Origin of the sequence: Brevibacterium luteolum (genome assembly GCF_013004595.1) — a bacterium.
GTDB classification, from domain to species: Bacteria; Actinomycetota; Actinomycetes; order Actinomycetales; family Brevibacteriaceae; genus Brevibacterium; species Brevibacterium luteolum.
The window spans coordinates 729,226-752,598 of record NZ_JABEMC010000001.1 but is presented as its reverse complement, the minus strand read 5'-3'; the positions used below and the strand labels follow the sequence as shown (position 1 = coordinate 752,598).

20 protein-coding genes are annotated in these 23,373 nt (G+C 68.4%); 1 reads left to right on the top strand and 19 read right to left on the bottom strand.

What is annotated here, in order from left to right; genetic code table 11:
• Nucleotides 1-20: 20 nt before the first annotated feature.
• The 8 genes from argH to argC all read right to left on the bottom strand — a co-directional run bounded on the left by argH (nucleotide 21) and on the right by argC (nucleotide 8,792).
• Nucleotides 21-1,472 carry an argininosuccinate lyase gene (argH, locus tag HLA91_RS03485; protein ID WP_170273503.1) on the bottom strand — a complete coding sequence of 484 codons (1,452 nt, stop codon included), beginning with the start codon at nucleotides 1,470-1,472 and terminating at the stop codon, nucleotides 21-23.
• Nucleotides 1,469-2,683 carry an argininosuccinate synthase gene (locus tag HLA91_RS03480; RefSeq protein WP_170273502.1) on the bottom strand — a complete coding sequence of 405 codons (1,215 nt, stop codon included), beginning with the start codon at nucleotides 2,681-2,683 and terminating at the stop codon, nucleotides 1,469-1,471. Before HLA91_RS03480 ends, argH begins: the two co-directional genes overlap by 4 nt.
• 93 nt (nucleotides 2,684-2,776) lie before the next feature.
• Nucleotides 2,777-3,283: an arginine repressor gene (locus tag HLA91_RS03475; RefSeq protein ID WP_102162667.1), complete on the bottom strand. Its 507-nt coding sequence runs from the start codon at nucleotides 3,281-3,283 to the stop codon at nucleotides 2,777-2,779.
• A complete protein-coding gene (gene argF, locus HLA91_RS03470) occupies nucleotides 3,280-4,248 on the bottom strand; it encodes an ornithine carbamoyltransferase (protein WP_170273501.1) in 969 nt (322 codons plus the stop codon). Before argF ends, HLA91_RS03475 begins: the two co-directional genes overlap by 4 nt.
• The gene (locus HLA91_RS03465) at nucleotides 4,245-5,486 is read right to left on the bottom strand and encodes an acetylornithine transaminase (RefSeq protein ID WP_170273500.1); all 1,242 of its coding nucleotides are present in this window, start codon (nucleotides 5,484-5,486) and stop codon (nucleotides 4,245-4,247) included. Before HLA91_RS03465 ends, argF begins: the two co-directional genes overlap by 4 nt.
• Entirely contained in the window at nucleotides 5,483-6,409 is a 927-nt protein-coding gene (gene argB, locus HLA91_RS03460; protein WP_170273499.1) for an acetylglutamate kinase, read from the bottom strand. Before argB ends, HLA91_RS03465 begins: the two co-directional genes overlap by 4 nt.
• Nucleotides 6,406-7,566 (bottom strand): bifunctional glutamate N-acetyltransferase/amino-acid acetyltransferase ArgJ, encoded by a 1,161-nt coding sequence (argJ, locus tag HLA91_RS03455; RefSeq protein WP_102162686.1) that lies wholly within the window; start codon nucleotides 7,564-7,566, stop codon nucleotides 6,406-6,408. The genes argB and argJ overlap by 4 nt, the downstream gene beginning before the upstream one ends.
• A 146-nt stretch (nucleotides 7,567-7,712) precedes the next feature.
• Nucleotides 7,713-8,792, bottom strand: coding sequence for an N-acetyl-gamma-glutamyl-phosphate reductase (argC, locus tag HLA91_RS03450; RefSeq protein ID WP_239557028.1), 1,080 nt, complete (start codon nucleotides 8,790-8,792; stop codon nucleotides 7,713-7,715).
• 44 nt (nucleotides 8,793-8,836) lie between these two features.
• On the opposite strand from argC, the gene HLA91_RS03445 reads away from it, so the two are divergent.
• Nucleotides 8,837-9,811, top strand: coding sequence for a quinone oxidoreductase family protein (locus tag HLA91_RS03445; RefSeq protein ID WP_165882641.1), 975 nt, complete (start codon nucleotides 8,837-8,839; stop codon nucleotides 9,809-9,811).
• Nucleotides 9,812-9,842: 31 nt separating this feature from the next.
• On the opposite strand, the gene HLA91_RS03440 is transcribed toward HLA91_RS03445, so the two are convergent.
• The 11 genes from HLA91_RS03440 to HLA91_RS03390 are packed head-to-tail and all read right to left on the bottom strand — an operon-like array spanning nucleotide 9,843 to nucleotide 23,104.
• Nucleotides 9,843-10,886 (bottom strand): glycosyl hydrolase, encoded by a 1,044-nt coding sequence (locus HLA91_RS03440; protein ID WP_170273497.1) that lies wholly within the window; start codon nucleotides 10,884-10,886, stop codon nucleotides 9,843-9,845.
• Nucleotides 10,883-11,860, bottom strand: a complete 978-nt coding sequence (locus HLA91_RS03435; RefSeq protein ID WP_170273496.1) for a glycosyltransferase — start codon at nucleotides 11,858-11,860, stop codon at nucleotides 10,883-10,885. Before HLA91_RS03435 ends, HLA91_RS03440 begins: the two co-directional genes overlap by 4 nt.
• Nucleotides 11,818-13,164 (bottom strand): lipopolysaccharide biosynthesis protein, encoded by a 1,347-nt coding sequence (locus HLA91_RS03430; protein WP_170273495.1) that lies wholly within the window; start codon nucleotides 13,162-13,164, stop codon nucleotides 11,818-11,820. Before HLA91_RS03430 ends, HLA91_RS03435 begins: the two co-directional genes overlap by 43 nt.
• A complete protein-coding gene (locus HLA91_RS03425; RefSeq protein WP_170273494.1) occupies nucleotides 13,161-13,856 on the bottom strand; it encodes a PIG-L family deacetylase in 696 nt (231 codons plus the stop codon). Before HLA91_RS03425 ends, HLA91_RS03430 begins: the two co-directional genes overlap by 4 nt.
• A complete protein-coding gene (locus HLA91_RS03420) occupies nucleotides 13,853-15,040 on the bottom strand; it encodes a DegT/DnrJ/EryC1/StrS family aminotransferase (protein ID WP_170273493.1) in 1,188 nt (395 codons plus the stop codon). The genes HLA91_RS03425 and HLA91_RS03420 overlap by 4 nt, the downstream gene beginning before the upstream one ends.
• Nucleotides 15,037-17,004: a polysaccharide biosynthesis protein gene (locus tag HLA91_RS03415; protein WP_338076723.1), complete on the bottom strand. Its 1,968-nt coding sequence runs from the start codon at nucleotides 17,002-17,004 to the stop codon at nucleotides 15,037-15,039. Before HLA91_RS03415 ends, HLA91_RS03420 begins: the two co-directional genes overlap by 4 nt.
• Entirely contained in the window at nucleotides 17,001-18,416 is a 1,416-nt protein-coding gene (locus HLA91_RS03410) for a YveK family protein (protein WP_170273492.1), read from the bottom strand. Before HLA91_RS03410 ends, HLA91_RS03415 begins: the two co-directional genes overlap by 4 nt.
• Nucleotides 18,413-19,549 (bottom strand): glycosyltransferase, encoded by a 1,137-nt coding sequence (locus tag HLA91_RS03405; protein WP_170273491.1) that lies wholly within the window; start codon nucleotides 19,547-19,549, stop codon nucleotides 18,413-18,415. The genes HLA91_RS03410 and HLA91_RS03405 overlap by 4 nt, the downstream gene beginning before the upstream one ends.
• Nucleotides 19,546-20,691 carry a hypothetical protein gene (locus HLA91_RS03400; protein WP_170273490.1) on the bottom strand — a complete coding sequence of 382 codons (1,146 nt, stop codon included), beginning with the start codon at nucleotides 20,689-20,691 and terminating at the stop codon, nucleotides 19,546-19,548. Before HLA91_RS03400 ends, HLA91_RS03405 begins: the two co-directional genes overlap by 4 nt.
• Nucleotides 20,688-21,740, bottom strand: a complete 1,053-nt coding sequence (locus tag HLA91_RS03395; RefSeq protein WP_170273489.1) for a glycosyltransferase family 4 protein — start codon at nucleotides 21,738-21,740, stop codon at nucleotides 20,688-20,690. Before HLA91_RS03395 ends, HLA91_RS03400 begins: the two co-directional genes overlap by 4 nt.
• Entirely contained in the window at nucleotides 21,740-23,104 is a 1,365-nt protein-coding gene (locus HLA91_RS03390; RefSeq protein WP_170273488.1) for an exopolysaccharide biosynthesis polyprenyl glycosylphosphotransferase, read from the bottom strand. Before HLA91_RS03390 ends, HLA91_RS03395 begins: the two co-directional genes overlap by 1 nt.
• Nucleotides 23,105-23,373: the final 269 nt, after the last annotated feature.

The following is a 23,373-nucleotide window of genomic DNA, read 5'->3' as shown; positions in this document are numbered from 1 at the left end:
TCCGTCGTGGTGCGCTGGGCTCAGCGGGTCGTCGCGGAGGCGAACTCGCGCAGGCGGGTGAGTTCCGCCTCGGCGTTGGCCAGCTGCTGGGCGACGGCGCTGCGGGCGGTGCCGCCCTTGGCGCTGCGGGCGTCGATCGAACCGAGGGTGGTGAGCACCTCGCGCATCTCAGGCGTGAAGTGCTCGGAGATCTCGGCGTAGTCGGCATCGGATAGATCCCACAGTTCAACCCCGCGGGCCTCAGCCTTGGCCACTGCTGCCCCGGAGAGCTCGTGGGCGACTCGGAATGGCACGCCCTGGCGGACGAGCCATTCGGCGACATCGGTGGCCAGCGCGAAGCCGCGCGGGGCCAGATGCGCCATCCGCTCGGTGTTGAACGTCAGCGTCTGCACCATCCCGGCGAAGGCCGGCAGGACGAGAGCCAGGGTGTCGACGGCGTCGAAGACCGGTTCCTTGTCCTCCTGCAGGTCGCGGTTGTAGGCCAGCGGCATCGCCTTGAGGGTGGCGAGCAGGCCGGTGAGGTCGCCGATGAGGCGGCCGGCCTTGCCGCGGGCGAGCTCGGCGACATCCGGGTTCTTCTTCTGCGGCATGATCGACGAACCGGTCGAGAACGCATCATCGAGGGTGATGAAGGAGAACTCGGCAGTCGCCCAGGCGATGATCTCCTCACTCAGCCGCGACAGGTCGATGCCGGTCATCGCCGCGACGAACGTGAACTCAGCGAACACGTCACGGCTGGCGGTGCCGTCGATGGAGTTCTCGACCGAATCGGAGAACCCGAGCTCAGCGGCGACCGCCTGCGGGTCGAGCCCGAGGGAGGATCCGGCGAGCGCGCCGGAGCCGTATGCCGAGGCGTCGGCGCGGGCGTCGAGATCGCGCAGCCGGTCGACGTCGCGCATGAGCGGCCAGGCGTGGGCGAGCAGGTGGTGGGCCAGCAGCACCGGCTGGGCGTGCTGCAGGTGGGTGCGCCCGGGCATCGGTGCTTCCGGGTGGGCCTTCGCCTGCGTGATGAGTGCTTCGACGACGTCGAGGACGAGACCGGCGATGATGCGTGAGGAGTCGCGGATGTACATCCGGCCCATCGTCGCGATCTGGTCGTTGCGCGAGCGCCCGGCGCGCAGCTTGCCGCCGAGTTCCGGCCCGGCGATCTCCAAAAGCCCGCGCTCGAGTGCGGAGTGGACGTCCTCATCGGATTCGGCTGCGGTGAACTCACCGGAGGTCACGCGGCGTTCGAGCTCATCGAGGGCGGCGATCATGCCTCGGAGCTCGCTCTCATCGAGCAGTCCGGCCCGGTTGAGCACGCGGGCGTGGGCCCGGGAGCCGGCCAGATCGTAGGCGGCCAGCCGCCAGTCGAAGTGCGTCGACTTTGACAGCAGCGCCACGGCATCCGAGGGTCCCGTGGCGAACCGGCCGCCCCACAGGGCCAGCCGCTCAGGCGTCTCGGGACCGGGGGTGGTGTTCTCGCTGCTCACAGCCGGATTCCCTTGCCGAACTTGTGGTCGCGGGCTGCGGCCTGCTTCGAGGACAGACCATAGATGTCGATGAACCCGCGGGCCGACGACTGGTCGAAGGTATCGCCTTCGTCGTAAGTGGCGAGGTTGAAGTCGTACAGCGAGGACTCCGAGCGCCGGCCGGTGACGGTGGCGCGGCCACCGTGGAGCTCCATGCGAATCTCGCCGTTGACGTACTCCTGGGTGTCGTCGATGAACGCGTCGAGGGAGCCCTTGAGCTCGGAGAACCACTGGCCGTCGTAGACGACCTCGGTCCAGCGCTGGTCGACCATCCGCTTGAACCGGGCCTGCTCGCGCTCGAGCGTGATGTTCTCAAGCTCCTTATGCGCGGCGATGAGGGTCATCGCGCCGGGAGCTTCGTAGATCTCGCGGCTCTTGATGCCCACGAGCCGGTCCTCGACGATGTCGATGCGGCCGATGCCCTGGGCGCCGGCGCGCTGGTTGAGCTCCTCGATCGCCTGCAGCGGGGTGACGTCGCGGCCGTCGATCTTGACCGGGATGCCCTTTTCGAAGGCGATGGTGGCCTCGTCGGCCGGCGGCGGGAAGGTCGGGTCGTCGGTGTAGTCGTAGACGTCCTTGGTCGGGCCGTTCCAGATGTCTTCGAGGAAGCCGGTCTCAACGGCGCGGCCCCACACGTTCTGGTCGATGGAGAACGGGTTGGACTTGGTTGTGACGATCGGCAGGTCGTTGCGCTCGGCGTATTCGATGGCCTTCTCGCGGGTGAGCGCCAGGTCGCGGACCGGGGCGATGCACTTCATGTCCGGGGCAAGGGAGGTGATGCCGACTTCGAAGCGGACCTGGTCGTTGCCCTTGCCGGTGCAGCCGTGGGCGACGGTCTTCGCACCGTACTTGCGGGCGGCGGTGACGAGGTGCTTGACGATGACTGGGCGCGAGAGCGCCGAGACGTTCGGGTAGGCGTCCATGTACAGGGTGTTGGCCTTGAGCCCGGGCATGCAGTATTCGTTGGCGAACTCGTCGCGGGCGTCGGCGACATAGGCCTCGACGGCGCCGCAGTCGAGGGCGCGCTGGCGGATCGTCTCCAGGTCCTCGCCTCCTTGGCCGACGTCGACGGCCATGGCCACCACCTCGGCACCGGTCGCCTCCTGGATCCAGCCGATGGCCACCGAGGTGTCGAGGCCGCCTGAGTAGGCGAGCACAATGCGTTCAGTCATGTCGGGACTCCTTTTCGGAAAGGTCGTTACTGTTCAGAATATGGTTCAGGGTCCGCCGCGTGCACGTGTACCCGGCGGGCCCTCAGGTCTGGGTTATGCGTCGCCGGCCAGCTCGTGCAGCTTCTCGGCCAGGGCCTCCCCGCTGGTGGACTCGGCGGCGATGACGAGGACGGTGTCGTCGCCGGCGATCGTGCCGAGCACCTCGGGGATGACGGATCGGTCGAGCGCTGAGGCCAGGTACTGGGCGGCCCCAGGCGGGGTGCGCAGCACGACGAACTGGCCGGAGCTGGTGGCGGTCACGAGCAGCTCTTCGAGCAGTCGCTGCAGCTTCGCATCGAGCAGGTCGGTGGCCTGCGCGGACTGCAGGCTTCGGTCCCCTCCCTCGCCGGGCACCGCGTAGACGGAGCCCTTGGCGGTGCGCACCTTGACCGCGCCGAGATCGACGAGATCGCGTGACAGGGTCGCCTGGGTGACGGAGAAGCCGCGGCCGGTCAGCAGCCCGGCAAGCTCGGTCTGCGAGCGGATCGTCTCCGTGCGGATGAGCTCGATGATGAGCTGCTGGCGGGCGGCCTTGGTCGTCGGGGTCAGCTGTTCGCTCATGCGCGTGCCTCCAGCCAGGCCATCAGCCCCATCTGGGCGTGCAGCCGGTTCTCGGCCTCGTCGAAGACGACCGACTGCGGCCCGTCGATGACCTCGGCGGTGATCTCCTGGCCGCGGTGGGCCGGCAGGCAGTGCATGACGAGTGCGCCCTCAGCTGCGACATCGAGGAGTGCGGCGTTGACCTGGTAGGGCAAGAACGGCGAGTCGGCGCCGTCGCGGCCCTCGGCGTCCTGGCCCATCGACACCCAGGTGTCGGTCACGAGCACATCGGCGCCGGTGGCCGCCGCCTTAGCGTCATCGGTGATCTCGATCGACCCGCCGGTCTCAGCGGCCAGCGCGGTGGCGCGTTCGACGATCGCGGCGGCCGGCTGATGGCTGTCCGGTGCTGCGATGCGCACGTGCATGCCGGCGTTGGCGCCGGCGAGCAGGTAGGAGTTGGCCATGTTGTTCGCCCCGTCGCCGAAATAGGCAAGCGTCGTGCCGGCCAGTCCCCCGGGTGCCTCGGTGGGTCGGTGTTCGTGGATGGTGAGCAGGTCGGCGAGCAGCTGGCACGGGTGGTAGTCATCGGACAGGGCGTTGATGACCGGCACTGAGGAGTTCGCGGCCATCTCTTCGAGACCGGCTTGCGCGTAGGTGCGCCAGACGATCATCGAGACCATCCGCGACATCACCTGTGCGGTGTCGGCGATCGACTCCTTGTGCCCGAGCTGCGCCTCGCCGGGGTTGATGATGAGCGGGCTGCCGCCGAGTGCGGCGATGCCTGCGGCGAACGACACGCGGGTGCGGGTGGAGGTCTTGTCGAAGATGACCGCCACGGTCTTGCGAGCCGCGCCCGAGGCGGCGGTTCCCGGGCCTGCGAAGGGCACCTGGGTGCCGGGATCGGCTTTGAGTTCGGCTGCCAGGTCGAGGACCTCGAGCAGTTCGGTGGGGCTGAGGTCGGTGTCGGTGAGGAAGTGTCGGGTCATGACTGTGCCTTCACGGTCTCGGCGATGAGTGCTGGCAGGGCGTCGAGGAAGTCCTGCAGCTGTGCGGGAGTGATGATGAGCGGGGGTGCCAGGCGGATCCGGTCGGGGGTGACCGGGTTGATGATGAAACCGGCCTCCTGCGCGGCTGCCGCAAGTGCTCCGGCGACCGGTAACTCGCCGGCGTCTGCCTGCTGCGGGTCGGTGATGGCGAAGGAGCGCAGCAGCCCTGCCCCGCGCGCCCCGGTGACACCGGGGACTGCAGTGAGCTGTTCGGCCAGCCAGTCGCCGGTCTCGCGGACATGGGCGAGAAGGCCGTCTGTCTCGATGGTGTCGAGCACGGCGAGTGCGGCGGCGGCGCTGACGGGGTTGCCCCCGAAGGTGGTGCCGTGCTGGCCGGTACCGAGCAGTGCGCTGACCTTCTCACCGATGGTGATGAGCCCGCCGATCGGGATGCCGCCGGCCAGTCCCTTGGCCACGGTGATCGCATCGGGCATGATGCCCTCGCCGATCTCCGGGTGCTGGAAAGCGAACCAGTGGCCGGTGCGGCCGATGCCGGTCTGCACCTCATCGAGAATCATGAGCGCCCCGGCAGCGCTCGTCGCCTCGCGCACCGCTGTGAGATAACCGTCCGGGTGCAGGCGCACGCCGCGCTCTCCCTGGATCGGTTCGATGATGACCGCGGCGACCGTCTCATCGACCGCGGCTCGCACTGCCTCGATGTCGCCGAAGGGCACATGGGCGACCTCCGGCATGAGTGGGGCGAAGGGCGCGCGGTAGACTTCCTTGGCCGTCAGCGACAGGGCGCCGATGGTCCGGCCGTGGAAGGCCCCGTCAACGGCGATGATCTTCGACCGGCCCGGGCTGCCGGCATCAGGCGCGCCCACCCGGCGGGCCAGTTTGATGGCCGCTTCATTGGCTTCGGTGCCGGAGTTGGCGAAGAACACCTGGGAGCCTGCCGGTGCTCCGGCGATCTCCAGCAGCTTCGACGCCAGGTTCAGCTGGGGGTCGGTGGTGAAGAAGTTCGAGACGTGGTCGATCGTCGACAGCTGGCCGGTCACCGCCTCGGTGATGGCCGGGTGGCCGTGGCCAAGCGTGTTGACGGCGATGCCGCCGAGCAGGTCGAGGTAGTCCTTGCCTGCATCGTCGGTGACAGTGCAGCCATGAGCGCTCACGAGCTTGGCCTTCGGTGTGCCGAAGACCGGCAGCATCGTCTGGGCGTAGTCGTCCTGCCAGCTCATGCCTGTCCTCCCTTCGTGTGGTCGTCCTGGACCATGGTGCCGATGCCTTCGGTGGTGAAGACCTCCAGCAGCAGCGAGTGGGCCATCCGGCCGTCGATGATGTGTGCCTGGCGCACACCGGCTTCGACTGCTTCGAGTGCGGCGGTCATCTTCGGGATCATCCCGGAGTCCAGGCGCGGCAGCAGCTCGCGCAGCTCTGCCGGGGTGATCGCTGAGAGCAGCGAGTCCTTGTCCGGCCAGTCGGCGTAGAGCCCGGGCACATCGGTGAGCATGACGAGTTTGTCGGCACCGATCTGCCGGGCGATCGCGGCGGCGGCGAGGTCGGCGTTGATGTTGAGCGGCTTGTTGACGGCTCCGCCTGCTTCGGCGGCGATCGAGCAGATGACCGGGATGCGGCCGGCGGCCAGCAGCTCGTTGATGAGCTCGGTGTTGACCGAGACGATCTCGCCGACCCGGCCGAGGTCGATCTCCTCACCGTCGACGGTGGCGGTTGTGCGCTTGGCCAGCAGCAGGTCGCCGTCCTCGCCGGAGAGCCCGACGGCGGCGTCGCCGTTCTGGTTGATGCGGGCGACGACTTCGCGGTTGACCTGCCCGGAGAGCACCATACGCACGACCTCGGCGGCCTCTTCGCTGGTGACGCGCTGGCCGGCGCGGAATTCGCTTTCGATGCCGAGACGATCGAGCATCCGGGAGATGTGCGGGCCGCCGCCGTGGACGACGATCGGGCGCAGGCCGGCAAACCGCAGGAAGGCGATGTCGTCGGCGAAGGACTGCTGCAGCTCCGGGGAGACCATGGCATTGCCGCCGTACTTGATGACGATGGTCGCGCCCTTGAAGGTTTTGATCCACGGCAGCGCCTCGGTCAGGGTCTCGGCTTTGGCCTGAGCCTGGACGAGCCGGTGGGCAGAGGATGTCTCGGTCATGATGAGTAGGCGCTGTTCTCTTCGACGTAGTCATGGGTGAGGTCTGAGGTCCACACGCTGGCTTCGAAGTTGCCTGCGTGCAGGTCGATCTCGACGACGACGCGGCGGTCGAAGAGCACCTCGGCGGGGTCGGCGGCCGGGGCGGAGCCGACGCAGACGGGCACGCCGTTGAAGGTCACGTCGATGGCCTGCGGGTCGAACTCGGCATCGGTGGTGCCGACCTGGGCGACGACGCGGCCCCAGTTGGGGTCCTCGCCGAACACTGCGGCCTTGAAGAGGTTCGAGCGGGCGACTGCGCGGGAGACGTCGACGGCCTGCTGTTCGGAGAACGCTCCGCGGGTGGTGATGGTGATGTCGTGGCCGGCGCCCTCTGCGTCCGTGTGCAGCTGGGCGGTGAGCTCGCCGCACACCTCGGTGAGCAGGCGGGTGAATTCGACGAGGTCGGCCTGGTGCTCGGAGGCTCCCGAGCTCATGACGATGACCGTGTCGTTGGTCGACATGCAGCCGTCGGTGTCGAGCCGGTCGAAGGTCTTCTGGGTCGCCGCGCGCAGGGCGATGTCGAGGTCGCCCGATTCGACGACGGCATCGGTGGTGATGACGACGAGCATCGTCGCCAGTCCCGGTGCGAGCATGCCCGCACCCTTGGCCATGCCGCCGATGCGGTAGGCGGTGCCCTCGCGGGTGGCGGTCTTGGCCACGGTGTCGGTCGTCATGATCGCCTCGGCTGCTGCGGCACCTGCCTCCGGGGTCTCGGCAGCAGCCTCAAGGGCAGCGGGGAGGGTGTCGAGGATCGGTTCGCGGAACTCCGGTCCCCCGACGCCGATGAGCCCAGTCGAGCACACGAGCACGTCGCTGGCATCGGTGCCGAGCAGTTCGGCGGTGCGGGTGGCGGTGAGTTCGGTGGTCTCGTAGCCGTAGTCGCCGGTGTAGCAGTTCGCACCACCGGAATTCAGCACGACCGCGCGTGCGGTGCCGTCGGCGGAGGCCTGCTGGCTCCACAGCACCGGGTTGGCCTTGCAGCGGTTGGCGGTGTAGACGGCAGCAACCGCATCGGCAGGGCCGTCGTTGACAACGACGGCGAGGTCGGTCTTGCCGCTGGGCTTGAGTCCGGCGGTGGTGCCTGAGGCGCGGAAGCCGCGCGGGTAGGTCACGCTCATGATGCGACTCCATTCGGCTGACGAGTCGGCGGTGGCAACGGCCACCGCCCTTCAATATGCATAACAATACATCAGAAGTGAACTTTATTCATCCCCTGCGGTGTCATGGTGAGGGAAGTCACGACCGCCTGGCCGGGCGTCCACCCTCAGGGAGCCAGTCCCCCGGTCGGCAGCCCGGTCGCCTCAGGCAAGCCGAGGGCGAGGTGGGCCGACTGCAGCGCCTGGCCGGCGGTGCCGCGCACGAGGTTGTCGAGGGCGACGACGGTGACGATCCGGCCGGCACGCTCGTCGATGCCGAACTGGAGGTGGGCGGTATTCGACCCGGTCGCCGCCGACAGCTGCGGCCAGGTGCCTTCGGCGAGCATGTGCACGAAGGGCTCATCGGCGTACGCGCCGGCATACACCTCGGCGACGGCCTCGCGGGTCAGCTGCGCACCACCGGCCGGAACGGCTGAGAGGGTGGCGAGGATGCCGCGGCTGACGGGAATGAGGGTGGGGGTGAAGGAGATGCGCACCGGCCCCTCTGCGGGATCGGCGCCGAGGGCGAGGTTGAGGTTCTGCTCGATCTCGGGCACATGCCGATGAATGCCGGCAACGCCGTAGGGTGAGGCGTTGCCGAGGATCTCGGCTGCCGTCAGGTGGGGTTTGAGTGCCTTGCCGGCTCCGGAGACGCCGTTGGCCAGCACGGCATTCAGCCCGGTCGGCTCGATGAGCCCGGCCTGCAGCAGCGGGCCGAGGCCAAGCGTCACCGCGGTGACGTTGCAGCCGGGCACTGCGATGCGGCGGGTCTCGCGCAGGCGCTCGCGCTGTTTGGTGCCGTCGGCCAGCAGCATCTCGGGCAGCCCGTAGGTCCAGGTGCCCGGATGATCGCTGCCGTAGAAGGCCTCCCAGGCGGCTGGGCTGATGAGGCGGTGGTCGGCGGCGAGGTCGATGATGAGGGTCTCACGTGAGGTCTCGGCGAGTGCGGCTGCGATCTCGCCCGAGGCGCCGTGCGGCAGGGCGAGGACAACGACGTCGTGGCCGGCGAGCACTTCGGCGGTCGAGGGCTTGACGATCATGTCGCCGTAGGCGAGCAGATGGGGTTGGTGGACCGCCAGCCGGTCACCGGCGCTCGAATGGCCGCAGACCGTTGTAACGTGAAGTTCCGGGTGACTGCTCAGCAGCCTGAGGACCTCACCGCCGGCGTAGCCGGTGGCGCCTGAGACTGCGACTGACATTCGCGACATATGCATAATCATACCGCATCATCAAACTTTATTCAGGAGGGGTTGTGGCCCACGTTGTACAGGCGATCGAAGCCGGCGGACCGGAGGTGCTGCGCTGCACCGAGATCGACGACCCGCAGGCAGGTCCCGGCGAGCTCCTCGTCGAGGTCGCCGCTGCAGGCATCAACTTCATCGACACCTACCGGCGCAGCGGCCTGTATCCGATGGAGTTCCCGCACATCGTCGGCAGCGAAGGCGCCGGACGCGTCATCGCTGTTGCCGATGATGTCACCGGTTTCTCCGTCGGCGACCGGGTCGCCTGGCACAACGCGCCCGGCTCCTATGCCACCCGTGTCGCCGTCCCGGCTGACGGCGTGCTGCGGGTGCCCGAAGGTGTGTCCGATGAGGTCGCTGCCGCGATTCCGCTCCAGGGCCTGACCGCCCAGTATCTGGCGACCGGTTCGCACCGCATCGAACCGGGTCAGACCGCGCTCATCCACGCCGGTGCCGGCGGGGTGGGCCTGCTGCTCACCCAGCTGGCCAAGCACCTCGGCGCCCGCGTCATCACGACGGTCTCGACTGAGGAGAAGGCAGAGCTGTCCCGCGGTGCCGGCGCTGATGAGGTGTTCCTCTATGGTGAGGGCGTCGACATCGCCGCCACTGTCCGCGAGCTCACCGACGGTGAGGGTGTCGACGTCGCCTATGACGGGGTCGGCAGGGACACTTTCGATGCCTCACTGGCCTCGCTCAAGGTGCGTGGTTCGCTCGTGCTCTTCGGCGCCGCCTCCGGGCCGGTCGAGCCCTTCGACATCCAGCGGCTCAACTCCTCCGGCGGGCAGTTCCTCTCCCGCCCCTCGCTGCAGTGGTTCGTCCGCAGCCCCGAGGAGCTGGCCGAGCGTTCGCGCATGCTCTTCGACGGGCTCTCAACCGGCTGGCTCGACTTCCGCGTCGGCCACGAGTTCCCACTCGCCGAGGCTGCCGAGGCGCATCGTGCGCTCGAGGGCCGCAAGACGACCGGTAAGGTCATCCTCAAGCCCTGATCCTAACGCTGCGATTCCCGACGGCGGGATGTCAGGAGGTGCCGTCGGGAAGGGCGTCGATGATCGCCTCGGTCCCGGTTTTGGGTGCGCCGTCGCCTGTGAAGATCCCAAACTGCGATTCGCCGTCATCACGCAGCGTGTAGACGAGCACGAGGACGGCTTGGGAGTCTGCCAGCCGGTGCAGTGTCTCACTGAGCGCACTGCCCTGTTCGTCCTCGCTGAAGCAGCCGGTGCAGGTCTGGAGTCCGACCTCGGCGACGATGACGGGTGTTCCGAAGGATTCGCTCAGCCGGTCAACACGCGCGGGCATTTCGCTGATGAGCGTGCCGTCGGTCTGCGGGTAGGCGCCGACGGCGAGCACGTCGAGGGCCGGGGCGAGGGCGTCGAAGTAGCGGTGCCAGCGTTTCTCGGTCACGTCGCCGAGGGGGAATCCGCCGGCATTCGTCGTCACGATCACCCCGGGTGCGCGGTGCTTGATCGTCTTGCCAGCCAGAGTCAGCAGGTCGCGCAGGTCTGCCAGGTAGGTGCGCGGCAGGGGCTGGGGCAGTTCGGCGTGGGTGCCGAAGTGGGTGCCGTCGGCTTCGTTGAACACCTGCCACACGTCGACGCGGTCGCCGAGGCGGGCGGCGAGCACGTCCCAGTACTGTTCCATCATCGCCCGGTAGCGGTCGCCGACGACATCGGAGCGGTAGCTGTCCGCCGTGATGAAGTAGATGTGAAGTCCTGCGCGGCGTGCGATGTCGACGGCGGCGTCGATGCGGCCCAGTGCGGCCTCGTCCCAGTGCATCGCGTCTCCTTCACCCCAGGAGTCGAGCACATCGTAGGAGCGGACCGCAAAGCGCACCCAGGTGCCGCCCGCGGACCGGATCTCCTCGACGTCATCGGTGAACGCCTGGAGACTGACCTCATCGACTCCGGGAGCAGCGACGGTGAAGCCGGATTGCACTGCCTCGGCTGGCAGGACAGCGGCGATCCGGTCTGCAGTCTCTGCGTCCGGCTCTGTCGGCCCAGTCCCGGCACACGCGGTCAGGGCCAGGAGGCACAGCAGTCCCAGCAGCCTGCCCACATGACTCACGATGAGGCGACCTTGCGCTTCTGCCGCGCCTGATAGGCCCGCCGGTGCAGCGCGGGACTGGCCTTGGCCAGCGCCAGTGAGGCGGCGGTGGCCGGTTGGCGGCTGCGCAGGGAGGCGGCGAGCTCCTGCCGGCGGATGCGGCGGCGGCACCACTGGGTGACGTCGCTTCGCAGCGGTGTCGCCTCGGGTTCGCGGGCGGCCTTGTGCAGCATCTCGGTGAGCACGAGGACGCGGGCCAGTTCCAGCTGGGCTGTGGCTGCCGGTTCGTCGAAGGCGGCCCGCAGGTGCGGTTCGATGAGTTCGGGCAGCCGGCCGAGGTCCCAGACGCTGGTCCGCAGCGTCCCGGTGACGGAGCGGTCGTGGATGACGTAGTCGTAGACGCCGGTTTCGGTGTAGGCGACCGTCGCAGCATTCAGCAGGTTGGCGACGACGAAGGCGAAGTCTGAGTAGGCGTTGTCCTCCGGGGCCGGGTGGACGAGTGCTTCGCGGGCCATGAGCAGGTGCTGGGAGGCGACGATCTTACCGGCCAGCACGGCGACGACCGCCTCGGCGCCGGTGGACACGGATCCTGGGGGTGACCATGCCAGCCGTGAGCGGCGGCCAGACGGCAGGCGGGTGTGGATCGGGGCGAGCACGAAGTCCGCCCCGTGCTGGTGGGCGACGGCTTCCATCTGTGCGAGGTAGTCGGGCGCGATCGTGTCATCGTCGTCGACGAAGACGATCCAGTCCCCACGCGCCTGGGCCAGCGCCGTGTTCGTCGCTGCGCCGTAGCCGCGGTTCGTCTCGTGGCGGATGAGCCGGATGCGGGGATCTGCGGGCAGGCGGTGGTCGAAGGGCTCAGCCGAGCCGTCGTCGATGACGATGAGTTCGAAATCGGCGCGGGTCTGGGCCAGCACCGAGGTGAGGGAGGCTTCCAGCCCCTCCCCTGGGTTCAGCGTTGGCGTGACGACTGTGAAGGTCGGGTTGCGCTCCACGATTCTCCTTTCGCATCTGTCGAGTGGACCTCGGATTCCTCAGCGGCCTGCCTGCGCCGGTGGCGGCTGGCGTCGATGCTGAACGTCAGGCACAGCAGCACCTCGGAACCGAGCACGGTGAAGGCAGCACCCCACGCTCCGAAGAGTGCGCTGGCGGGAATGAGGGCGAGCAGGTGGATGACGGCCGTCGCCGAGGTGACGGCGGCGATGGCCCGGAACCGGTGGGCAGCAGCGGCACGCAGGTTGAACAGTGCCGAGCCGCCGGCCACACACAGCGTGGCTCCGGCGAGCTGGGCAAGGGGAACCGCCGCCTCGTATCCCGGGCCCAGGTACCAGGGCAGCAGGACGGGGGCGAAGATGATGAGTCCCAGCCCGCCGAGCAGATAGCCGCCGATGATTCCGGCGGTGATGGTGCGGCGCACGCTTGCGGCATTCGGGTTGCCGACGGCGTGGGACATGCGCGGCAGCATCGCGTCCTGCACTCCGCCCATGATGCCGCGCCCGGCATTGGAGAGACGTTCGGCGATGCCGAAATAGGCGGTCTGGACGGGACCGGCGAGCGCGCCGAGGATGACGCTGTTGACAGCGCCCATGGACATGAGTGCGATGTGGCCGACGAACAGGTGCCCGCCGTCGGCGAAGGCGAAGCGCACCGAGGCACGGGTTGGACGCTGCCAGCGCAGGTGCCCGGTGCGGGCGAGCAGTCCCCAGCCGATGACGGCGGCCAGGGCGAGCGGCAGGAACTGCCAGGCCAGCGCCCACGGCAGATCCTCGGGCCCCGACACAGTGAGCAGCAGTCCGATGAGGGCCAGCAGCCGGCTGGCGGCCAGGACAAGCGAGAACTCGGTGAAGCGGCCCAGGCCCTGCAGCAGCCAGCTGGGAAACGCGGTGCCGATGGCCACGAGCACCAGCCCGATGACGAAGATCCCAAGCAGGTGGCGCAGGCCCGGCACCGCCGCGACCACCGCGAGCACGACCACCGCGCTGCCGCCCAGCAGCACGGCTTTCGCAGTCAGGGTTGAGGCGATGATCTCGCTGAGCTCGTCGTCGCGGTTGCGCACCGCGACCCGGCGCAGCGCGCTGACGGAGAAGCCGTAGTCGCAGATGTGCACGACGATCTGCAGGACCGCCTGCGTGACGATGAGGAGGCCGAGGGCTTCAGCACCGATGGCGCGCGCCAGGAACGGCAGGGCGACGAGCGGGTAGCCGAAGGAGGTCAGGTAGCCCAGTGCCACGACGACGGCGTCGGTGCTGATGCGTCCTGGGTTGTCGTTCTTCCCAGCCGAGCGGTCGGCACCTGTCATAGGGGCCACGCAGACGAGGCAGTGGTGAGCATCCTGACGATCTGGAAGGCCTCTCCGTACTCCATCGCGGCCTGGCTGCCGCGGAACAGGGCGAGCGCTTCGAGTGCCTGCGTGGAGCGGGCGTCCGGGTACTCCTGGATCTGGGAGGCGTATTCGGCGAATGCCGTGGTCTTGCGTTCGATCGTGTCCGTGATGTCGACGACCCAGTTCGGTGCGAACGTCGGCTCGGCTCCCGGTGCGTTCCAGAAGGTCTCGGAGATCGTCTCGTACATCGCCACGACCGAGATCTCGGCAGCGTCGCCGATCGGACGGGTGGCGACCATGCCGGCGTCGAAGACGGCGCGGTGGTCGATGTGCCGGTCAGGAAAGGGCAGGAGCACGATATCGGGTTTGGCCCGGTGGATGCGCTCCTGGACGGCTCCGTTGAGTTCGGCCACCGACAGCCGGGCGAGTTCGACGGAGGGGAAGCCGAGGAACTCCGTCGCCGTCACTCCGAGGATCTCGTGGGCCGCACGTGCTTCTGCCCGGACCTGGGCGTCGATTCCTGCAGGATAGAGCGGTGGGACGTCGGCGGCGACGGCGATGACGGTGACGTCTGCGCCGGCTTCGGCCAGGCGGGCGATCGTGCCTCCGCAGCCGAGGACCTCATCGTCAGGGTGCGGGGCGAGGACGACAACAGAGCATGCGTTCACAGGAGTTTTCCTAACAGGTGGTGGTGAGTGGCTGTGACTGATGCACCGTTCGGCGCTGGGCGCATGCGGTTGAGATGTTCGATGACCTCATCGCATTCGGCTGCCGAGGTCGCCGGCGAGCTGGGTACGAGCAGTCCGGTGGCGTACAACGCTTCGGCCTGGCCGGTGAGGTAGCGCGGATAGGTGCGCCGGTCAGCGAAGACCGGCTGCAGGTGCATCGGCTTGAAGACCGGGCGGGTTTCGATGCCGACCTCGCTCAGGGCCGTCATCGCCGCAGCGGCGTCGAAGCCGGTGACGCGGGCGTCGACGAGGAGTGCGGTGAGCCAGCAGTTGTCTGCCGCGTCGTCCTCGCCGAGCACGCGGATGCCGGGGACGGGTTCGAGTCCGGCCCGGTAGCGGCTGCGGTGGGCCCGCCGGGCGGCGAGGAACTCCGGCAGGCGAGTCAGCTGTGCGCTGCCGAGGGCAGCGAGCAGGTTGGAGAGCCGGTAGTTGTAGCCGATCTCCTCGTGTTCGTAGTGAGCGACGGGCTGCCGTGCCTGCCGGGCGAGGTGGTCGATATAGGCGGCCGTCTCGGCGCTGTCGCACACGACCGCTCCTCCGCCCGAGGTCGTGATGATCTTGTTGCCGTTGAACGACAGGGTCGCTGCGGTGCCGAACGAGCCGGCCGGTCGGCCGTCGACGACGGCGCCGAGCGACTCGGCTGCATCGACGATGACCGGCACCCCATAGCGTGCAGCGACTGCTGCGATCGCATCGTGGTCGGCCAGCCGGCCGAACAGATCGACCGGCACCACGGCACCGACTGGTTTGCCGATGGCGCTGAAGTCTGCCAGGCAGTCGTCCAGCAGCCGCGGGTCGATGTTCCCGGTCGCATCGCAGTCGATGAAGACGGGGGTGGCACCGGTGTAGCGGATCGCATTGGCCGTAGCGGCGAATGTCAGAGTGGCGCACGGTACGTAGTCCCCCGGCCCCACGCCGGCGGCCAGCAGCGCCAGGTGGAGGGCGGCGGTACCGGAGCTGACGGCCACGGCATGTGACCGGCCGGTGAGTTCGGCGAGTTCGGCTTCGAAACCGGCGAGCTGCGGACCGCCGGAGGTGATCCAGCCTGAGCGCAGTGCGGTGAGAACAGCTTCCTCCTCCAGAGTGCCGACCTGGGGGACGGACAGCGGGATGCGCATGCTCATGATGTCGTCACATCCTCGATCTCGTCGGCGCCGGGTGCCAGTGTGGAGGCAGCTCCGACCGGCTGGGCTCGTGCGGTAGCCGACCTGTCATAGACCGCCGATTCCATCTGGTTCAGCTGTGCGACCGCCTCGGCTGTGCTGCGGTCGTCTGTGCCGTCGGCAGGATCGGCGGCCACCGTGCGGTAGCAGGCGGCGATCGCCTGAGCGGATGCCTCGGCGCCGGGCAGGCTGTCGGCGGCGAACGTGCCGGCAGGCACGTGCCAGATCCGGTCGTGGATCTGCACTGCCTTGAGCTCTTCGGGAGTGAACAGCTCTTCGGAGAGCTTCTCTCCCGGCCGCAGCCCGGTGTAGGCGATCGGGCAGTGCCGGCCGCTGAGGGCCATCATGCGCCGGGCGATGTCGACGATCGAGACGGGTTCGCCCATGTCGAGCACGAGGGTCTCACCGGATTGGCCGATTGCCGCAGCTTGGAGGACGAGACGGGAGGCCTCGGGAACCGTCATGAAGTAGCGGGTGACATCCGGGTGCGTGATCGTCACCGGTCCCCCACGCCGGATCTGCTCGGCGAAGGAGACTAGAACCGAGCCGCGGGAGCCGAAGACATTGCCGAAGCGCACCGAGACGTAGGGGCGACCGGTCGTGCGCGCAAAGCCGGCTGTCAGCCCTTCGGCCAGCAACTTGGACCGGCCGAGCTCGCTGGTCGGATTGGCGGCCTTATCGGTGGAGACGTTGACGAACCGGGCAGTGCCGACGGCATCTGCGGCGCGCAGGACGTTGAGTGTGCCGTGCACATTCGTCTTCCAGCCTTCGGCCGGGAAGCGCTCGAGCATCGGCAGATGCTTGAGCGCTGCGGCGTGGAAGACGATCTCCGGCCGGTGGCGGGAGAACACCGCATGCAGCGCCTGCTCATCGCGCACATCGGCGAGCACGAGGCCCGGGGAGTCCATGAGCGCACGTCCGTGGATCGACATGCTCAGGGCGTGCAGGGCCGATTCGTCCCGATCGACCATGACGAGCTCAGCTGGGTTCAGGCGGTGGAGCTGCCGGCACAGTTCGGAGCCGATCGACCCGCCGGCACCGGTGACGAGCACCCGTGCGCCGCCGATGAGCTCGGCGGCTGCGCTCATGTCGATGGTGGTGACCGGTCGGCCGATGAGGTCTTCGACGTTGATGTCGCGCAGCTGGGCGATGTCGGTTTCGATGTCGAGCTGGTCCTGCAGCGGCGGCAGGGTCCGGATCCAGATGTCGGTGTCCTCCAGCTGTGCGGTGAGCGACCTGAACAGCTCGGCTTCGGCATATCCGATGGCGACGACGATGCCGTCGGCGCCGGCTTCCTCAGCCACCCGCCGGGCCGCGTTAGAGGGACCGAGGACCGGCACACCGGAGACGCGGAGGAAGCGCTTGGCGCGGTCGTCGTCGAGGAATCCGACCGGCAGATAGCGGCTGTTGGAATCGCGCAGCATCTGCCGCACGAGCCCCTGCCCGACTTCGCCGGCGCCGACGAGGAGGACGCGGGCGCCGCCGCGCGGGCGTCGGGAGTGATCGAGATAGGCGCGCAGCAGCTGCCGGGCGGCGGTCATCGCGACGATCGCGAAGACCGAGGCAAGCACCACCTCGGGCACGGCGACCGGACCGGAAACAGCGATGGCGACGAGGAGCAGCACCGTGAGCACCCCGGCGGTGGCCACCGACATCATGCCGAGCTCAGCAGCCGAGCCGATGAGGAACCGGTTGTTGTACAGCGATAGCGCTGCTCCGAGTGCCAGCTGTGTCAAGACGCAGACGATGATGAGTTCGGCGGTCACATGGGCGGGGGTGAGTGTGCCGATGACGAGGACGGCCAGTTGCCAGGCCAGCATCCAGCACAGAATGTCGGTGGCGCCGAGGACGATGAATCGGACGGTCGGTGAATTGCGCTGCAAGCCGATGCGCTGCAGCGATGAAGGCCAGCTTCGGGGTTTCACGGGTGGATCCTTTCCGTGTACTGCGGAGAATGTTCGTAGGCGTTCACGGCGCCCGCAGGGAACGCCGGGTACGCAATGCCCTCTGTGGGGACGTGCACCGGGGCACGGCCAACTGCGGGGGCGGTGGAGGCAGCGACGTGACGGGGCAGTGTGGCGCCCGTCGGCTGGCTGCCGATGAAAGCTGTGCCCGGGAAGCGACGCGCGGGGCTCGGCTCCGCTGTCTCCGGGCTCGCGCCGTTGACGATGACGAGACCCGCGACCGTGGTGCTGGCGCGGGCGGCGGCGTGCAGGGCAGCCATCAGGCGCCCCCGGTCAGGTTGCGCGTCGATGACGAGCACGACCCTGTCGGCGACCTCGAATGCTGCTCGCAGCTGCGGATCGGAATCGGTGGACCCGCACTGCAGGACAGCAAGCCGGGAGTCGCCAGTGCATTGGCTCAGTACGGCGCCGAGCTGCGACGTGGTGCGCACGGCATCAGGTCCTGGCGAGACGAGGTGCCGGATCCGGATGCCGTAGTCGGAGGCTGTCGTGGGTGCGAGCTCATCGCGGATGAGCACCGCGTCAATACCGCTGGCGGCAGCGGTGCCGACGAGCCCGGCGGCCACCCGGCCGTTGTCCCGGGCACCGGACAGGCCGGTGATGACGATCAGTTCGCACGCTCTGTGCTGGCTGCCGAGCCCGAGGCGGGAGAAGAGCTGCGGGTACGACCCAGGCAGAAAGCGGCGCTGCTGATCGTCGGCGATGGTGCGGGTGCGGGCCCGGCCGACGGCAGCGAGCACCTCGGTGCCGGTGGCGGCCTCGATGTCGTCGATGCGCCGCAGGCGGCGGTCAGCGACATGAAGGAGGATACTGGCGAGCACAGATCCGAGAAGCCCGATGAGCAGTCCGACAGGCACGATGATGAGTGGATCTGGTGCGCTTGCCGAGCGCGGCATGGTGGGGGCCTGCTCGACGACGGCCTGCAGGTCTGCCATGCCCGGAGCATCTGAGTTGATGCGGTCGACGACGGCCGTGGTGGCGGCCTCGTTGAGCTGCTGTGCTGACTGGGGGCTGCGCCCCTCGGCGGAGACGGCGACGACAGTGGTGTCGACAGGCACGGAGTAGCTCAGTCGCCGGGACAGCTCCTGGGCGCGTGTGGTGTCACTGCCGGTGGCGGCCGCGACGTCTTCGTGGATCTCTGTGCTGTTGCGCACGAGCTCAAGCACGGTCGGCATCCGCTGCTGCAGGCCTTCACCTGCAGCAGCGGTTGTCTCCTCTTCTGCGTCGAAGTCGACGACGAGGTTGGACGTCGAGGTGTAGGTCTTCGGCCACACCAGCAGAAGGAGTGCAGCGATGATCCCGGCGGTCAGGGTCCCAGCGGCGATCCACCACGCGCGCCGTTTGAGGATCGTGAGGAACTGGTGGGTGGTCATGACAGGGTCATCTCCTCGTCGCGGTGGTGGGCGGTGACTGCGGCTGGGAGCAGCTGGCGGTAGGCGGCCAGGCTTGTCTCCGCCTGCCGGGACGTGTCGTGGTGGGCGGCAATGTGCGCCGCTGCCGCGCGCCCCAGCTCGGTGGCAGCAGGTGGGTCGTCGAGCAGCTGGAGCACCGCGGCGATGAGGTCCTGTGACGAGTTCGCCAGCAGGCCGGTCTCGCCGTCACGGACGATGTCGCGGACCCCGGTGACGTCGTGGGCGATGACAGGCAGCCCGCAGGCTTGGGCTTCGAGCAGTGACATCGGCATCCCCTCACCGGCAGAGGTGAAGAGCACCATGTCGGCAGCCGCGATGTGCTCGCGCACGTGTGATGGTGTGAGCCAGCCGGTGACGCTGACGTTGGACGAGAGCCGCCCACGCTCGCCTTCGCCGATCCACTGGAACTCAGCCTGCCCAGGTCGGGCCTCGGCCACGGCATCGGCGACAGCTGCGAAAACCTCCGGCCGTTTCTGCCCGGCGATCCGGCCGATGTGGATGATGCGGACAGGACCAGCGGGCTTGCCTGCCCGTGTGGCCGCGGACCGGCAGGCAGCGACATCGACGGTGTTGGGCACCGTGGCCACCGCAGCACCGGGCAGCACGCGGGCGGTGAGGGCTGCTTCGCTGTGGGAGACCAGGACGAGGTTCCGGCCAGCCCGCAGAGCGGCACGCTCGAGGACACGGAATGCCACCCGGGCAGCCGCGGGCAGATCGGCACGGTCGAAGCTGAAGCAGTGCGGGCTGTAGACCACGCGATGAGCAGTCCCCTGCAGCGCGGTGAGCACGCGACCGATGAAGCCGGCGCGGGACGAGTGCAAGTGCACGACTGCCTCGGTGTCACGTCGGATTTCGGTGCGGATGAGCCGGGTGAGGTCGATCAGCCGCCGGCGCTGCCTGCATGGCAACACGCGCAGAGCGACGTCGTGACCGCACATCTCGGCAATCGCTGCTGGCGGTGGGGAATCACCACGAGCGACACACGCCAGCGTCACGCTCCTGACGTCGGGGTGCGCGGATTGGGCGCGGGCGAGTGCGGTGACGGAGGTCAGTACGCCGGCGGAGGTCGCTTCGGTGATGTGGAGGATCCTCATGTCCAGGCTCCTGAGGTGTTGGGATCCGGGTAGGTAGCGGCGGGTGTGAAGAACGGCAGGCGGTGCTGCGGACCGGGCTGTGGACGGACCACGGTGGCCGCAGGCGCCCGGTTTCCGCGCAGCGGCAGGCAGCACAGCACGAGCGGCAGCAGACCGGTGAGGTGTTTGAGGTAGGAGCCGTAGTCCGGTTCGAACAGTGCCTGCACGAGTACGAGCGCCAACAGCAGGGAGATCCCGCGAGCGATGCGCGGTGGCCCGCTGAGGCGGACGGTGCTGCGTCGGCGGGAGAATGCCGTGTAGAGCACCAGTCCCCACACCGCCATCACAGCGATGCCGGCGAGCACCAGCTCCGGGCTGCCGGAGAACAGCAGCGGCCACGGCACGATGAGCATGGCGAGCACGCACAGCACTGAGATGACGCTGAGGACTCCGGTGGCTTCGGGAAATGGGCCGCTGATCAGGGTGTTGACGACCGTGTCAGCGCGTTCGGCGTTGAGCCACGTACGGCGCCCCTCGAGGTTCTCCCCCAGCACAATGCGGAAGGCCACAGCGAGCACCGCGTACCCGGCGACGACGCAGACGAGCATGCCCAGCGGCCCGGTGCGTCGTGCCAGCAGGACACGGATGCAGACGTAGAGCACGGCGATGAGCAGCCAGTACGGGCGCATGTAGATGCCGTAGAGCAGACAGGATGCGACGACTGCGACGTCACCATAGGGCGAGCGCGGCAGAACGAGGACGAGCAGAGCAATGACAACGGTGAAGATCTCCTTCGTGTACTGTCCGAGGTAGACGACGGCGAAGACGCAGCTGACGGCCAACAGACCGAATCCAGCAAGTCCGAGCCGGCCAAGCGACTCAAGCGGCAGCGCGATGATCACAGCGGCTATGAAGAGGCCGACACCCAGCAGGGCCGCCAAGGGCGGCAGCTCTCCCAGCCCCAGACCGCGGTAGAAGGCGCCGATGTGCCGGAACGACTCCGCTGAGGTTGCACCACCTGGGTCGAGGATGGCAGCACGGATGTGTGCGTCGTCGCGCAGGAACTGTTCGGGCAGGACTGCTCGCGAGGTGGTCGATGAGATGAGGGCGCTGCCGAGCAGGCAGAGGGCCAGCAGCTGGCGGACGAGGATGTCGCCGTTCATGCCCGGCTCACCTCCCGGCACGCAGAGGTGAAGTCGCCGATGAAGTCCGGCAACGCGACTGCTTGTGCGGCTGCGCGGTACCGGTCGGGATCTGTCATGACCTCGCGCACCCGCTGCGCCAGCGTCTGCGCATCTGCGCTGCTGCAGATCGCGTTGACACCATCCGTGGCGTAGGCCGGGATCTCCCCAACGGGAGTCACGACGGGCACGAGCCCCAGGTGCATGGCCTCGCGGACAGCCATGCCGAGGCCCTCGTAGTCGCTGAGCTGGACGAAGAAATCGGCCTCTGCGGCCAGTCCGGCGATCTCCTCAGGTCTGCACGGTTCGTGTCGGTGGAACCGGTCGGCGATGCCGAGGCGATCGGCGAGCGCCGTCAGACCGGCGGCTTCGCCCTCATCGGGGCCGATGATGTCGAGTCGCGCGCCGCCAGGGTGCGTGCACTGCAGCTCGGCCAGCAGTTCGATGGCCCGGTCGAGTCGCTTCTGCCTGGCCAGCCGCCCCCAGAACACCAAGCGGATCTCGTTCCCATTGCTGGTATCTGCGTCGCGCTCGTCGCGCTGCGGTGGCTGGAGTTCTGTCACCGCCGCGGAGGCAGGGGTGACGACGTAGACCGGGGTCCGGGTGGCAGGACTGACCAGTGCGCTGCGGGTTGCGTGGGAGTCGCAGAACACCGCATCTGCGCAGCGGAGAGCCACCGTATGGAGAATGCGGTCAACGACGTTGGTGTAACGCGTGTTGTGCAGGTAGACGACCCAGCCAGTACGGGGCAGCAGGGCGCTGGCGATGAACCCGACGGCCGTCGAGCGCCATAACGAGGTCACGAGGATGTCCGGACGCTGGCGCCGGATGTAGCGCACCAGCTGGATCAGCGATATCGGATTGTTCAGACCGCGGGCTGCAAAGTCGACGGGGATCGTCCTGTCCGTGCCGCCGGTGGTCGTGAAAGCGGCCAAGCGCAGCTGGAGGGTGGTGCAGCGCTGACGAAGCAGACCGGCAGCGGCTTCGACCCCGCCGACCTTCGCAGAGTGGATGAGGTGGACGACGCGCATCACACCGCCCCCTCCCGCGCGAGAACGGCGCGGATGGTGCGAACCAGGATCGCCAGGTCGAGACCGAGGGTCCAGTTGTTGGCGTAGTAGACGTCGAGCTGCTGGGCGCGCTCCCACGGCAGATTGGACCGTCCCGATACCTGCCAAAGCCCGGTCATCCCCGGCTTGACGCCGAGCCGCTGCACCGCCGTCGGGGTGTAGAGCGCGACCTCCTCGGCACGCTGCGGGCGCGGACCGACCAGGCTCATCGAACCGCCGAGCACATTGAACAGCTGCGGCAGCTCATCGAGGGAGAAGCGGCGCAGCACTCCCCCGGTGCGGGTGATGCGCGGATCGGAGTCGATCTTGAAGAGCGGGGTGTCGCCCCGATTCTGTTCCTTGAGCAGACGAGCCAGCTGTGCATCGGCGTCGGCGACCATAGTGCGGAACTTGAGGATCTGGAACTCCTCGCCCTCGACGCCGATGCGCGTCTGCCGGAAGATCACCGGCCCCGGGCTGTCGCGCTTGACGAGGAGTGCGACGGTGATGAGCACAGGCGACAGAACGATGATGAGCGCGGCCGAGCCGAGGATGTCGAAGAGGCGCTTAGTCACGCGCAGCCGCAGCGGCGGCGCGGATGTCATGCACACGAGGCTGGCGTCTCCGGCCGTCAGCTCCGGTTTGAGGTTCTGTGCCCGCACAGTGGTGACGCTGAGCGGCACCCGCAGGCTGACCTGGTGATGGCGCAGCGCCCACATCAGCTGATCGGTCGTGTCGCGGTCGAGGCCCTCGCACAGGTCGACGGCCACGGCGTCGAAGGCGTCGACCGCCTGCAGCACTGCACTGGTGAGGGCCGCGGGGTCGTCCGTGATGCGCGGGGTGAGCGCGATGTGGTGGACCCGGTGGGTATCGGCTGGGGGTGCGTCGGCGGCGTCGCAGACGAGGCGCACCGTGCGGGGCCGGTAGAAGACGAGCACTGCCACACGTGTCATGAGCGAGATGCCGGTGAGCACGAAGGCGACGGCCATGACCTCTCCGATGAGACGTGCCGGGCTGAGGAAGTGCTCTGCGGCGAAGCCGATGACGACGACGCCGACGCCGGTGATGACGGGCACGATGCAGGCAGACCGGAGGGTCCGCGCATACTGGGCCCCGCCGACGATGAGGCGCAGCGCCACCCATACTGCGGCCCACGTCCAGACCGAGGTGTCGGCAGTGCGTGTCTCTGCGAGTGCGCCGGCGCCGAATCCGACGAGGATGAGCTCGAAGCCGAACACGGCCAGGCCGATCCGGCGGTGCCCGGCGAGCATGCGGGGACGGGCAGCGCCGAGCAGGGAGTGCGGGTACGTCTTTGCGGCAGCTCCTGTCGGCTGGAGATTCCTCATCTGTCCAGGGCCTTCCTCGTCGACCGCGGGCAGAGCAGCCAGCGGCGACGGCAACGAGCGGGTGTCTGAGCATTCATGCTTCCGCACGTTTTCCCTGGCCACAGCTGTGTTTGCTACCGGTTCAGGAGACAGGAACTGGGGGGCAGGCCCCCGGATCCTACGGGGACGCCAGCGCGACTACGTGGTTACCTCGTCGTAGTTACGGGTCGACCACGTGCTCGGTGTGCAACGCCGCACATTCACGGCCCGCCGGGAGGCTCTGGATCAGC

Bases quoted from the DNA above. Each gene is read 5' to 3' on its own strand.
- HLA91_RS03400 (WP_170273490.1), bottom strand. From the start codon at position 20,691: ATGAACGGCGACATCCTCGTCCGCCAGCTGCTGGCCCTCTGCCTGCTC.
- HLA91_RS03465 (WP_170273500.1), bottom strand. From the start codon at position 5,486: ATGAGCTGGCAGGACGACTACGCCCAGACGATGCTGCCGGTCTTCGGC.
- HLA91_RS03410 (WP_170273492.1), bottom strand. From the start codon at position 18,416: ATGACCACCCACCAGTTCCTCACGATCCTCAAACGGCGCGCGTGGTGG.
- argB (WP_170273499.1), bottom strand. From the start codon at position 6,409: ATGACCGAGACATCCTCTGCCCACCGGCTCGTCCAGGCTCAGGCCAAA.
- HLA91_RS03480 (WP_170273502.1), bottom strand. From the start codon at position 2,683: ATGACTGAACGCATTGTGCTCGCCTACTCAGGCGGCCTCGACACCTCG.
- HLA91_RS03405 (WP_170273491.1), bottom strand. From the start codon at position 19,549: ATGAGGATCCTCCACATCACCGAAGCGACCTCCGCCGGCGTACTGACC.
- HLA91_RS03475 (WP_102162667.1), bottom strand. From the start codon at position 3,283: ATGAGCGAACAGCTGACCCCGACGACCAAGGCCGCCCGCCAGCAGCTC.
- argF (WP_170273501.1), bottom strand. From the start codon at position 4,248: ATGACCCGACACTTCCTCACCGACACCGACCTCAGCCCCACCGAACTG.
- HLA91_RS03390 (WP_170273488.1), bottom strand. From the start codon at position 23,104: ATGAGGAATCTCCAGCCGACAGGAGCTGCCGCAAAGACGTACCCGCAC.
- HLA91_RS03420 (WP_170273493.1), bottom strand. From the start codon at position 15,040: ATGAGCATGCGCATCCCGCTGTCCGTCCCCCAGGTCGGCACTCTGGAG.
- argJ (WP_102162686.1), bottom strand. From the start codon at position 7,566: ATGAGCGTGACCTACCCGCGCGGCTTCCGCGCCTCAGGCACCACCGCC.
- HLA91_RS03430 (WP_170273495.1), bottom strand. From the start codon at position 13,164: ATGACAGGTGCCGACCGCTCGGCTGGGAAGAACGACAACCCAGGACGC.
- argC (WP_239557028.1), bottom strand. From the start codon at position 8,792: ATGTCGCGAATGTCAGTCGCAGTCTCAGGCGCCACCGGCTACGCCGGC.
- HLA91_RS03395 (WP_170273489.1), bottom strand. From the start codon at position 21,740: ATGCGCGTCGTCCACCTCATCCACTCTGCGAAGGTCGGCGGGGTCGAA.